Origin of the sequence: Thiomicrospira microaerophila (assembly GCF_023278225.1) — a bacterium.
Lineage (GTDB): Bacteria > Pseudomonadota > Gammaproteobacteria > Thiomicrospirales > Thiomicrospiraceae > Thiomicrospira > Thiomicrospira microaerophila_A.
Genome location: NZ_CP070959.1, coordinates 1,378,851 through 1,390,980 on the forward strand (window position 1 = coordinate 1,378,851; position 12,130 = coordinate 1,390,980).

Consider the following 12,130-nt stretch of genomic DNA (forward strand, 5'->3'; position numbering starts at 1 on the left):
CATGCACATTCAAGCCAATTACCCCATCACCCACCTTAACACTTTTAATATTGTTACCAAAACTCGGTACTACGTCGAGGTCAATCGACAAAGCGATATTACTGTTCTACGCTCAGACCTTAAACTCGCCTCCTTACCTTGGACAATAATGGGGGATGGTAGCAACATACTCTTTACGCATGACATTGAAGGTCTAGTCATTCGTTGCAGTTATGACAAGATTCGTATTGTAAAAGAAGACCAAGACGGTGTTTGGCTCTCTGTTGGAGCCGGGATGAATTGGCATAAACTGGTTGAGTACACAGTTAACAAAGGCTGGTGGGGATTAGAAAACCTAGCATACATACCCGGAACGGTTGGCGCTGCGCCAGTACAAAACATTGGTGCCTACGGAACTGAAGCGCGTGATAGCATTACTCGCATTCAAGCACTTAATCTGTATGACGGAACACGAACTGAATACCGCAATGCTGACTGTCAATTTGGCTATCGTAGTAGTATTTTTAAACACGAGCAACGTAATCGTATGCTCGTTCATCGGATTACCTTTCGGCTGCGTAAACTTCATGCAGGCCAAGCCAACCTCGTTTACGAACCCCTTAAAATTGCGCTGCAAGAGCAGGATAAAACCAGCATTACTCCTCGCGATGTTTTTGATGCAATTATAAAAATTCGTCAAGCTAAACTTCCTGATCCTAAAATTCATGGCAATGCTGGCAGCTTTTTCCAAAACCCGATTGTTTCTGCTGATTATTTTGAGCAAATCAGTGACGAGATTGGGGAAACGATCCCGCATCACAAAATGCTCGATGGACAGGTAAAAATTCCTGCTGCTTGGTTAATTGAAAATGCAGGAGCACACCATCTAAAAGCTGGGCGCGCTGCGGTATCAGAAAAGCATGCGCTGGTATTGGTCAATCTAGGCGGTGCAGCAGGTGAGGATGTGGTTGAACTTTCACGCAAAATTCAAGACGAAGTCATGCACAAATTTGGCATTCATCTTGAACCGGAAGTTAACATTCTATAAAAGCAAAACTCGATAAAGCCATCTTTTCAGAAAAAATAGAGCTCTAAGCTGTTGATTTAAAATATCTAAAGTTTTCAAAATTAGATTAATCAAGTTTGCTAAAAGGCATATAAAATGTTAAAAACAGACACACAATACCCAATGCTTGTGCCTGAACATCAATAATCTCAATTAATTTTAAATCGACCGTAAAGAAACTGTTTAAATTCTTTAACTTTAATATTGAATACAAACGGAGAACTTATGACACGTGAACTGGCTTACAGCATCCTATTATTAATCATTACGCTTATCGCATTTAGTAATTGTTATCTACCCAAAAAAGTAAAAAAATCACCCATACTGACTGACGCCAAATACCTTAACAAAACAGTTGAGCTAAAACAAAAACGCTTCAAACCGACTTGTTATATCGGCCTAGCGCTATTTCTGATTCTATCAGGACTTATAGTCTATTGGGGCTTTTTTGACAACTGAAATATAAACCATAAACCCCTAGTCAAAAGACGTATCCAATTATTTAAAATTTATAATAAATTCGATTGATTGCGTTCGTTAAACACGGCCAACTGCTTGACAGCACTCTGCCAAAGAGGATTATAACGGAGTTTATCGTAACGAATAATAGGTTTACCATGCAACCGAATGAGGCGCGCATGCGACACCACGCATGGGCGATGAACACCGGCATTAAGCACGCGGGAAATTTCAGCTAACTCGTTACACACCAACACCAAATCGCAACCTGCATCAATCGCCAACCTAACCCGCTCCACCGTGTCACCATAAACCGCGGCTGCTTGCATCCCCAAATCATCACTAATAATAGCGCCTTCAAAATGACAAGTTTGGCGCAAAACCTTTTGTAACCAAACTTTTGAAAAACCAACCGGTAAGTCATCTACCGCCGGATAACGCACATGTGCCGGCATCACCGCTTCAAGGCCATGCGCCATCAGTTTAATAAACGGTTGCATATCACGTTGTTCAATTTGCGACCCACTACGCGGATCAATCGCCAGAGTTTCATGGGTGTCGGCGCTGACAAAACCATGCCCGGGAAAGTGCTTTGCCACCGAAGCCATCCCCGCATCACGCATGCCTTGTGTTAGCGCCATCGCCAACTGACCCGTAACCAAAGGGTCAGGCGAAAACGCACGATCCCCAATCACATGACTTTCTCCATAATCCAAATCCACCACCGGTGCAAAACTAAAATCGACACCGCAGGCTAACAACTCGGTCGCCATTAACCAGCCAATTTTTTTTGCTAGGTTTAAACCGTAGGCTTGATCCTGTTGATATGCCTCACCCAGTAGACGCATCGGCGGAATCCGACTAAAGCCCTCGCGAAAACGCTGTACTCGCCCGCCCTCGTGGTCAACCGCAATCAGTAAACGCGGATGGCGGAGGTTATGAATTTGCTCACACAAGCTACGCAACTGCTCAGGTGAAGCATAATTGCGGCTAAATAGAATTACACCGGCAACACGCGGATGCAAAAGATACTCACGCTCATGCGGTAACAAACTAGTGCCAGCAATACCGATCATTACCGAACCCAGTGACATGGCTTTTCCTTGTGTTTGAATCATGACGTTCCTTTTACGCTAAGGTCAATGGCGTTGATGCTTCACGTCGAGTTTATCGCGCGCGGCATCACCGAGTATGTTAATCGCTAACACCACCAACATCAGCGCCAGGCCTGGTACGATCACCAAATGCGGTGCCACTAATAAATAACGTGTTCCTTCCCGAATCATGTTTCCCCATGAGGCATCCGGCGGTTGGACACCTAAGCCCAAAAACGATAAACCCGCTTCTGAAATCACCGCACCGGCAAAACCAAAGGTGGCTTCAACACCTAAAGGCGCGGCAATCAAAGGTAACAAATGGCGTCGCAGAATAGTCGGTTGACTAACGCCTAATGCCCGCGCCGCCAAAATGTGTTCACGATGGCGTAAACTCAACACCTGGGCTCTGGCTAAACGGGCATAACCGACCCAGCCGACCACCACCAACGCAATAATCACGTTTTCAATGCCTGGTCCAAGCACCGCCGCTAAGCCAATCGCTAACAGTAACCCCGGAAATGCGAGAAACACGTCAATCACTTTGACAATAACACGATCAATCCAACCGCCAACATAACCACTGTAGGTACCAATCGTAATGCCAATCAACGCAGAAAAAGTTACCACACCCAGCGCAACAAACAAAGAGGTTTGCGCGCCTAATAGCAAACGCTCAAACAAGGGTCGGCCTAATTCATCGTAGCCCAGCCAGCTTTGCAGGTCGCTGCTCGCCATTAAACGGTCTAAATCAATCTGATTCGCTGAATCACCAACAAAAAACGCAGCCAGCGCCATCAACACCCAAGCCGAAACAATAAATAATGCCAACCCACGCATCAGCATCTTAATTCGCCAACCTGATACGTGGGTCAAGCCAAGCATAGACCAACTCAGTTAGCGCATTCACGCTGATATACGCCACACTAATAATCAAAATACAGCCTTGGACGACCGGATAATCACGCCGCTGAATCGAATCCACGAGTAATTGACCCAGGCCTGGCCAATCGAATACCACCTCGGTAATCACCGCGCCGCCTAACAAAGTACCCAATTGCAAGCCCATAATCGTGACCACCGGCAACATCGCATTACGCAACGCATGCAGCCCATAAACCCGCATTTTATTGAGGCCCTTGGCATGGGCGGTACGAATATAGTCTTCATGAAAAATCTCTAATAAGGATGAACGTAACATTCTGGCTAAAATCGCTGCCAAGGCGGTACCTAGGGTTAAGGCTGGCAACACCCATGCCCAAGGCTGGTCTGCCCCGCTAACCGGTAACCACGCCAAACTAATAGAAAACAATAAAATTAACATCGGCCCCAACCAAAAGTTAGGAATCGATACCCCTACTAATGCAACGCTCATCGCAGCATAATCCGGCCATTGTCCGGCGCGTAATGCGGCCCACATTCCCAACGGAAAAGCGATTAACACCGCGATCAACATCGCCATTAAGGCTAGGTAAGCCGTCATGGGTAAGCGCTCGAGCAATAACTCACTAACCGGTTGTTGAAAAAACAGCGACTGCCCAAAATCAAACTGCAACAGACCTGTAAAATAAATGATGTATTGCTGCCAAAGCGGCTTGTCTAAACCTAATTGCTGGCGTAAGGCTTGCTCATCCGCAGGGCTCGCCCAATCACCCAGCATCACTGAAACCGGATCACCCGGCACCAGATGAATCAATAAAAACACCAATGAACTGACCACCCAAGTCACAAACAACAAGGAACCGAGTTGTCGGAAAAGATAATTGATCACGGCTTAATATCCACCGCTGTGCCCACGGAGACCTGATCAAATAGCGCGATGACATCCTCATTTCGCATCCGAATACAGCCATGTGAACAAGGAAGCCCCATCGGTTCGGAATCGGGTGTGCCATGAATATAAATATAGCGCTGCATGCTATCAACTTGTCCGAGTCGATTTAAACCGCGTTCGCAACCACTTAACCATAGAATACGGCTAAGAATCCAGTCTCGCTGAGGGAAGGTTTGAGCCAGTTCAGGGCGATAGATTTCACCGGTTGGACGCCGACCAACAAATACCGCATTCATAGGTTGGTCATCACCGATTTTAGCGCGGATCAGATGACGACCTACAGGGGTTTGATTCGAGTTTTTTTGTTGACCCACGCCCTTGGCGGCACTGCTAATAGGATATTGAACAATCGGCTTATTAGACTGATAAACCGATAAGCTTTGGGTTTGGATAGAAATTTCAATACGAACTGGGTTTAAAGACTGCACAGACCCAACCTGATTATTCTTTGTAACCGCTGGTAATCGGGTAACGTCGATCACGACCAAACGCGCGCAATGAAATACGCACCCCGGGCGCGGCTTGACGACGTTTATATTCGCTGCGCTGAATTAAACGCACCACCTGTGAAATCAGCTGCTCTGAACCTAAGCCCTGAGCGTGCATTTCAGCGGGGGTTTGGTCAAGTTCGACATAGGCTTTGATAATCGCGTCCAGAATTTCATAATCAGGTAAGGAATCTTGATCCTTCTGGTCCGGACGCAGTTCAGCCGAGGGCGCACGTGTAATCACACGCTCCGGAATCACCTCACTCAAGCCATTACGGTAACGTGCCAACCGATAAACGAGTGTTTTCGGCACGTCTTTTAACGGTGAGAAACCGCCGACCATATCGCCGTACAAGGTACTGTAACCGACAGCGGATTCACTTTTGTTACTGGTCGCTAATACCAGTTTACCCAGCTTATTCGACATCGCCATTAACAAACACCCGCGAATACGGGCTTGCAAGTTTTCCTCGGTTAAGTCGGCAGCCATGCCAACAAATCGAGATTCGAGCGCAGTATCAAACCCCTGATATATCGATTCAATCGGGATAGCCTGATATTTAACACCCATGGTATCCGCTTGCTGTTGCGCGTCTTCAATACTCATTTCAGCGGTATAACGAAACGGCATCATCACGGCTTCCACCTGCTCTGCGCCTAAAGCGTCCACCGCCAGCGCCAAGGTCAAGGCCGAATCAATCCCGCCCGACAAGCCGAGCAACACGCCTTTAAACCCATTTTTATGCACATAATCACGAATACCGAGTTTAATCGCTTCATAAACCCGCGCTTCGCTGCGGAACAATTCAACCTGCTGCCCGCGCATCAACACAATATTGTCTGCTTGCTTAACTAGGGTGACAGGAATTAAATCCGCTTGAAATTCCGCACCCTGTACTTCAATTTCACCATCGGCATCCATCGCAAACGAACCGCCATCAAATACCAACTCATCTTGCCCCCCGACTTGGTTAACATAAAGCAAGGGTAACTTCACTTCATCAACCCGCCGACGCGCGACCTGCAAACGGTCGTGGTGTTTTTCTGCATGAAACGGCGAGGCATTCAGGTTTAAAATCACCTGCGCACCGGCGCGAGCGGCCTGAACGACCGGCCCTGGGCGCCAAATATCCTCACAAATCACTAAACCAAATTGAATGCCTTTATAGGCAACCACACAAGGCTTTTTACCGGATGAGAAATAACGATGTTCATCAAATACCCCATAATTAGGTAAATGCTGTTTCATATAACTGGCTTGAATCAAACCATCTTCAATCCACGCCGCCATATTAAAACGCTCACCCAACGCATCGATCATCGGGTAACCCACGACAATCGCTACGTCTTTTACCCGCTGGGTAAGCTCGGTCAACGCCGTTTGAATCTGCGGATAAAGTCCGTGACGCAACAATAAATCCTCTGGCGGATAGCCCACGATACTTAACTCTGGAAACACCACTAGGTCGGCGGCCATTTCATCGCGTGCTTGTTCAGCCGCACTGACAATACGCTCGACATTTCCGGCAATATCCCCCACTAATGGATCGATTTGCGCCATCACAACTTGAACTGAATTCGACATAGTGGGTTTCCTTTGTTAACTAAAGCTAAATTAACCTTGTAATCGCTGCTTGATGGCCGAGCCTAAATCGGTGGGCGAACGAACCACGGTCACCCCGGCCGCTTCAAGTGCGGCGAACTTGGCTTCCGCTGTACCTTTTCCACCACTGACAATCGCTCCAGCATGTCCCATGCGCTTACCTGCGGGAGCCGTCACCCCCGCAATGTAGGCGACCACGGGTTTGCTGACGTGGGCTTGAATAAACTCAGCCGCGTCTTCTTCTGCCTGGCCGCCAATCTCGCCAACCATAATAATGCCTTCGGTTTGCGGATCCTGCTCAAACAGGGTCAAACAATCAATAAAGTTCATACCATGAATCGGGTCGCCACCAATGCCAACACAGGTGGATTGACCCAAACCATTTTGCGTGGTTTGATGCACGGCTTCATAGGTAAGTGTGCCGGAACGCGACACCACACCGATTTTACCTGGTAAATGAATATGACCGGGCATAATACCAATTTTACATTCGCCCGGTGTGATCAAACCTGGACAGTTGGGGCCGATTAAATAGCTATCAGAGGCATCTAACACCGCACGCACCTTCAACATATCATTCACCGGAATGCCCTCGGTAATACAGGCAATTACTTTAATACCGGCATCAATCGCCTCAATAATCGAATCAGCCGCAAAGGCTGGCGGCACATAAATCATTGATGCCTCAGCACCGGTTTGCGCCACCGCATCTCTCACAGTATTAAATACCGGCAAACCTAAATGCGTTTGCCCGCCTTTACCCGGGGTAACACCACCGACCATTTGGGTACCATAGGCCAACGCCTGTTCAGAATGAAATGTGCCCTGCTTACCGGTGAATCCTTGGCAAATCACGCGGGTGTGTTTGTTAATTAAAATACTCATGCGCGCTCTCCTGCCAATTCCACCACGGTTTTTGCTGCCTGGGCTAAATCATCAGCCGCCACAATCGCCAAGCCACTTTGCGCTAAACGTTCACGGCCTAACTCAACATTCGTACCCTCTAAACGCACGACAACCGGAATTGACAAGCCCACCTCCTTCACAGCTTGGATAATGCCGTCTGCGATAAGATCACAGCGTACAATACCACCAAAAATATTCACCAAAATCGCGTTCACTTCACTGGATGACAAAATCAATTTGAAGGCTTCAGCCACCCGCTCAGGCGTCGTGCCACCGCCGACATCTAAAAAGTTAGCCGGTTGACCGCCATACAATTTAATCAAGTCCATCGTCGCCATCGCCAAGCCTGCGCCATTGACCATACAACCAATATTACCTTCCAGCGCGATATAGTTTAATTGGTGTTCAGACGCCTTCGCCTCACGCGCATCTTCCTGTGAAATATCACGCAACGCAACCAGGCCTGGTTGACGATAAAGCGCATTAGGATCCACATTGACCTTAGCATCCAACGCGACCAATTGATTATCTTCGGTTAAAACCAAAGGGTTGATTTCAATTTGCGCCAAATCCTTGTCAATCGCCAATGTATAAAGCTGGCTTAAAATCACGCCCAATTGCTTAAACGCCTCGGCTTTCAAACCTAATGCAAAACCGGCTTCGCGCGCTTGATAAGGCATCACACCTAACAAAGGGTTGATATCTAGGGTATGAATTTTTTCAGGCTGATGCGCCGCGACCTCTTCGATATCCATGCCGCCGGCGACCGACAACACAAAACGATAACGGCGTGAAACACGATCCACCACTAGGCTTAAATACAGTTCCTGGGCGATATCTAACGTCTGCTCAATCAGCACTTGGCTTATCGGTAAAGCTTTGCCAGCCGTTTGAATCGTCGCCAAAGAAGAACCGAGTAACGCTTGTGCAACAGACTCGGCTTCATCGGGCGTTTTGACCAACTTAACGCCACCCGCCTTACCACGCGCACCAGCATGGATCTGCGCTTTAACCACCCAACCGTTAGATTGGATTTGTTGCAATACGCCCGAGAGCTGCGCTAACGAATCAATTACTTCGCCTTGTGGCACGGCAATGCCGTAATCGCTGAATAAATTTTTAGCCTGATATTCATGTAAATTCATGGAAAAGGGTAAACTCCAAATAGATGTCTTAATAGCTGTTGATGGATTATTGTAAAATGGTTACAAAAGGAATGCACGATAAACTGGCTTAAATAGCTGAAATTGATTTTAATTTAACCAAAGGCGCTTAAAACCATGCAAGCAGTTCTCCTGTTATCGATTGTAATACTAGTGTATTTTGTTTTGCGATTTTTGATCAATATGATTGTCGAGGCAAGGTCACGTTTAAACCAAGACGAAACGATTGATGAGGCTATCGATAGCCAAGCGATGGTGCGATGTGCGCATTGCGGTATTCATCTTCCGCAGTCAGAAGCCTATTATGATGGTCAGCACACCTATTGCAGTGAAGGCCACATGAAAATGGGGCCGAGTAAAAGCTACGATAAGCATAATGATAGAAATAATGGGGGTAACGATGTCATGGAAGATGGCGATTAATTAATTTTTTCTATTGTCGCCTCAAAAATAAACGTTTCACCCGCTAAAGGGTGATTAAAATCAACCTTTATCTTAGCATCGTTGATTCCGACAACCGTTCCAGGGATTTGTTCGCCAGTAGGCGTATCAAACCCCACCACATCGCCAAGCTTGAGCGCCATCCCTTCAGGAAACTCAGTTTTATCCAAATCATAGACATTAGCCGGATCAGGATAGCCAAAGCCATCTTCCGGCGGCACAAAAAATTTACCACTCGTCCCTTGCTCCAAGCCAACTAGCAAACTTTCAAGATTAGGTATCAAGCTACCATCACCCATCGTAAATTCAAACAACTCACCCGGTTCAGTCTTATCTATTTCGGTTTCGTCCATCAAACGCATTGAATATGAAATAGCAATTTGACTGGTTTCAGTCACACGGGCAAGAGGAGAGGATTTCTCTAACATAAAAATAACACCCTAGAATTAAGTTCTACCAAAGAAACGGAAGGGTTCTCTTGGAACGTGTCCACAACGTATATGCCAAGATAGCTCATGACTACAATCCGCCCCCGCTGCGCATTGCGCATGATGGATTGCCATTTCACCGTTTCTATGCGCCTGGCGCAATACATAACTATAGCCCGTTGGACAAAGCTGTTCGGCTTGCACCCTTAACCGACGGTTTTCAAATTTCATCGGCGGCTCATTGCGCATAATACTGATTACAAACTCATCAGCGGCAAGTTCAACCACATCAACGCCAGACACCGCTGATGACTCAGCATTTTTCACCGAATTTTGGCTACAGCCTAACAAAAGCAGGCCTGGTACTAATAACAAAAGGGGTTTAAGATTCATCGTTACTCTCAGACGTTACAAATTTTTTTAGATTTTAACACATTCACTTTGCAACCTTCTTGCTTTAAGATCAAGTAAAATAGGTTATAAGCATTTTTTAAGGGTATATTATGATTATTGATCGTGTTGAAAATGCAGGGCTTTATAAAGGCTTGCACCCCTCTATTGACCAAGCACTGGACTATATTATAAAAACACCAGCTTCTGAGCTAGCACAGCACCCGCCTGGACGAACCTCACTCAGCGACCAAATCGACGCCATTATTGATGAGTACGAAACTCAGTCAAGTGAGGGCAAACACTATGAAGCGCATCAACGCTTTGTTGATGTCCAACTGGTCATTAGTGGGGAAGAATACATGGGCTTTGCGCCCTTAAGCCACCAAACGCCGATTCAAGCTTATGACCCAGATAGGGATTTTGCCCTGTACCAGGTTGCTGGACAAATGGTTAAAGTTAAAGCAGGCATGTTTGTCATTTTCTTTCCAACCGACCTCCATCTACCGAGCATTGGCACTCCAGCAAAACAGGTTCGCAAGCTCGTATTAAAAGCGCGCATAGCCGATTAAAGCTTGGCGTTATTTAACAAAATCTAAAAGGAAGGTATATGAATATTAGTATTTTAGGCACCGGATTTGCTGCTTTAACCGCCATTAAGCATGTTAGAAAAACACTTCCGAATGCACGTATTCAGGTAATTGCCCCGCATAAAACCCTAGTTTATTTGCCAAGTTTAATCTGGATTCCTTCCGGTTTAAGAAAAGCTGACGACCTGCGCATTGATTTACATAATTTTTTTAATCGACAATGTGTTGAATTTATTGAAGCAAATGTCACAGGAATCAGCCTGAATGGCCGTCAGGTTAACACCGACCAAGGTGACTTTGAAAATGATGGATTGATTATTGCAAGTGGTGGACGTTTTATAAAAAAACTTCCCGGCATTGAGCATGTAATCACCCCCTGTGAAGGCATTCCTGCCGCAGAAAGCATTCGAGACCGGCTTGCATCGATGGAAGGCGGTACGATTGCAATTGGGTTTGGTGGCAATCCCAATGAGCCAGCGGCCATGCGCGGTGGTCCGATGTTTGAGTTCTTGTTTGGCATTGATCGCCTGCTGCGCCAACAAAAGCGCCGTGATCAATTCAAACTCATCTTCTTTAACCCCGCAGCTGAACCCGGCAAGCGTCTTGGTGACCAATTTCCAGAAAAGCTCAAAAAAATGCTAGCTAAACAAGATATAGAAACCAAGCTAGGGCATAAAATGCTGGGCTTTCAGGCCAACCAAGTAATGACTGAAGGCGAAACATTTGACGCTGACTTAATCCTGTTTATGCCGGGCATGACGGGACCGGCTTGGCTTGAAAACACCGACCTGCCCAAATCAGCAGGGGGCATGATTGAAGCGGATGAACATGCTCAGGTTAAAGGGTTGGACAGGGTCTATGTTGCAGGTGACGCAGGCAGTTTCCCTGGCCCGGCCTGGCAACCCAAGCAGGCCCATGCCGCTGATATTCAAGCGAAAACCGCTGCTCATAACCTCGGCATTGATTTTACCGGTAACGGGGAAAAAACAAAAATCAAACACGAATTGGTTTGCATTGTCGATACCCTCAGCCATGGTATGCTAATTCGTCGAACGGAGTCAGGTACGCTGATGCTACCGCCTTGTCGATTAATGCACTATGCCAAGCGCTTTTTTGAAGGTTGGTATTTGCGCCAATACCGATAGGTGACTTAAAAGGGTGCTGAGTTTGTTCTGCACCCCACTCAAGCATCTAGACGAATAATCCCACTCTCCCCCGCCATATCACCTAACAGCCAAACCTGTTCAAAGGGGTGTTTTTGCGGAAGAATAATGTGGTGGCACCTAGTTTCAAAATCTTGTCTTTGCCAAGCAGGATGGGTATTTCGGATAACTAACCAAGTATTTTCAGACTCATAATGTTTCTCAGCTTTGTTTGCGAGAAGTCGATTAAGTGCTTCAAGTAAACGGTGATCGGGCGGAGTTAAGGATAAATGTTGTAACTCTAGCTGGGTTTTATCGGATAACTCACGGCCCAATAACTGTTTCGCTTCTTCAGTACTCCCGTATAGGTGCGCAATTTCCAAATCTAATTTATGGTCATTCCAATAACAACTGACATCGGGTTTTTGAGGTTCATTATGCCAAATATGGCGCATTTTGATCGCGTGTTGTTTTTCATAGGCTCGCATAAACAAACGGGCGGCTTGGTGTTCTAAGCGAATTTTTTCAGATAGCCCCATCGTAACAA

The 12,130-nt window shown here is 46.5% G+C and carries 14 protein-coding genes; 4 read left to right on the forward strand and 10 right to left on the reverse strand.

Features of this window, described 5'->3' with window-relative positions:
• Nucleotide 1 precedes the first annotated feature (1 nt).
• Nucleotides 2-1,027, forward strand: a complete 1,026-nt coding sequence (gene murB / locus JX580_RS06745; protein ID WP_248849790.1) for a UDP-N-acetylmuramate dehydrogenase — start codon at nt 2-4, stop codon at nt 1,025-1,027.
• 527 nt (nt 1,028-1,554) lie between these two features.
• Here the strand turns inward: murB and nagZ are convergent.
• Genes nagZ through sucC form a run of 7 tightly spaced genes read right to left on the reverse strand, consistent with a single transcriptional unit; the run spans nt 1,555 to nt 8,574 of the window.
• Nucleotides 1,555-2,622, reverse strand: a complete 1,068-nt coding sequence (nagZ, locus tag JX580_RS06750; protein WP_248849791.1) for a beta-N-acetylhexosaminidase — start codon at nt 2,620-2,622, stop codon at nt 1,555-1,557.
• 21 nt (nt 2,623-2,643) lie between these two features.
• Nucleotides 2,644-3,483, reverse strand: a complete 840-nt coding sequence (locus tag JX580_RS06755; RefSeq protein WP_349251682.1) for an ABC transporter permease — start codon at nt 3,481-3,483, stop codon at nt 2,644-2,646.
• Nucleotides 3,446-4,369: a nickel ABC transporter permease gene (nikB, locus tag JX580_RS06760; RefSeq protein WP_248849792.1), complete on the reverse strand. Its 924-nt coding sequence runs from the start codon at nt 4,367-4,369 to the stop codon at nt 3,446-3,448. Before nikB ends, JX580_RS06755 begins: the two co-directional genes overlap by 38 nt.
• Nucleotides 4,366-4,860, reverse strand: coding sequence for a L,D-transpeptidase (locus JX580_RS06765; RefSeq protein ID WP_283103574.1), 495 nt, complete (start codon nt 4,858-4,860; stop codon nt 4,366-4,368). Before JX580_RS06765 ends, nikB begins: the two co-directional genes overlap by 4 nt.
• 13 nt (nt 4,861-4,873) lie before the next feature.
• Nucleotides 4,874-6,505: an NAD+ synthase gene (locus JX580_RS06770; protein ID WP_248849793.1), complete on the reverse strand. Its 1,632-nt coding sequence runs from the start codon at nt 6,503-6,505 to the stop codon at nt 4,874-4,876.
• Nucleotides 6,506-6,535: 30 nt separating this feature from the next.
• Nucleotides 6,536-7,408, reverse strand: coding sequence for a succinate--CoA ligase subunit alpha (gene sucD, locus JX580_RS06775; protein ID WP_248849794.1), 873 nt, complete (start codon nt 7,406-7,408; stop codon nt 6,536-6,538).
• Complete coding sequence (gene sucC, locus JX580_RS06780) at nt 7,405-8,574, reverse strand: ADP-forming succinate--CoA ligase subunit beta (RefSeq protein ID WP_248849795.1); 1,170 nt, start codon at nt 8,572-8,574, stop codon at nt 7,405-7,407. Before sucC ends, sucD begins: the two co-directional genes overlap by 4 nt.
• Before the next feature lie 135 nt (nt 8,575-8,709).
• On the opposite strand from sucC, the gene JX580_RS06785 reads away from it, so the two are divergent.
• Nucleotides 8,710-9,015 carry a PP0621 family protein gene (locus JX580_RS06785; protein WP_248849796.1) on the forward strand — a complete coding sequence of 102 codons (306 nt, stop codon included), beginning with the start codon at nt 8,710-8,712 and terminating at the stop codon, nt 9,013-9,015.
• Here JX580_RS06785 and JX580_RS06790 read toward each other — a convergent pair.
• On the reverse strand, nt 9,012-9,461 hold the full coding sequence (locus JX580_RS06790; protein ID WP_248849797.1) for an FKBP-type peptidyl-prolyl cis-trans isomerase: 450 nt from the start codon (nt 9,459-9,461) through the stop codon (nt 9,012-9,014). The genes JX580_RS06785 and JX580_RS06790 overlap by 4 nt on opposite strands.
• 18 nt (nt 9,462-9,479) lie before the next feature.
• Nucleotides 9,480-9,854 carry a hypothetical protein gene (locus JX580_RS06795; RefSeq protein WP_248849798.1) on the reverse strand — a complete coding sequence of 125 codons (375 nt, stop codon included), beginning with the start codon at nt 9,852-9,854 and terminating at the stop codon, nt 9,480-9,482.
• A 110-nt stretch (nt 9,855-9,964) separates the two neighbouring features.
• Between JX580_RS06795 and JX580_RS06800 the strand changes: the two genes are divergently transcribed.
• Together JX580_RS06800 and JX580_RS06805 are read left to right on the forward strand one after the other, a co-directional pair.
• The gene (locus JX580_RS06800) at nt 9,965-10,423 is read left to right on the forward strand and encodes a YhcH/YjgK/YiaL family protein (RefSeq protein WP_248849799.1); all 459 of its coding nucleotides are present in this window, start codon (nt 9,965-9,967) and stop codon (nt 10,421-10,423) included.
• Nucleotides 10,424-10,461: 38 nt separating this feature from the next.
• Nucleotides 10,462-11,586: an NAD(P)/FAD-dependent oxidoreductase gene (locus tag JX580_RS06805; protein WP_248849800.1), complete on the forward strand. Its 1,125-nt coding sequence runs from the start codon at nt 10,462-10,464 to the stop codon at nt 11,584-11,586.
• A 38-nt stretch (nt 11,587-11,624) separates the two neighbouring features.
• On the opposite strand, the gene JX580_RS06810 is transcribed toward JX580_RS06805, so the two are convergent.
• Nucleotides 11,625-12,122, reverse strand: a complete 498-nt coding sequence (locus JX580_RS06810) for a hypothetical protein (RefSeq protein WP_248849801.1) — start codon at nt 12,120-12,122, stop codon at nt 11,625-11,627.
• Nucleotides 12,123-12,130 lie beyond the last annotated feature (8 nt).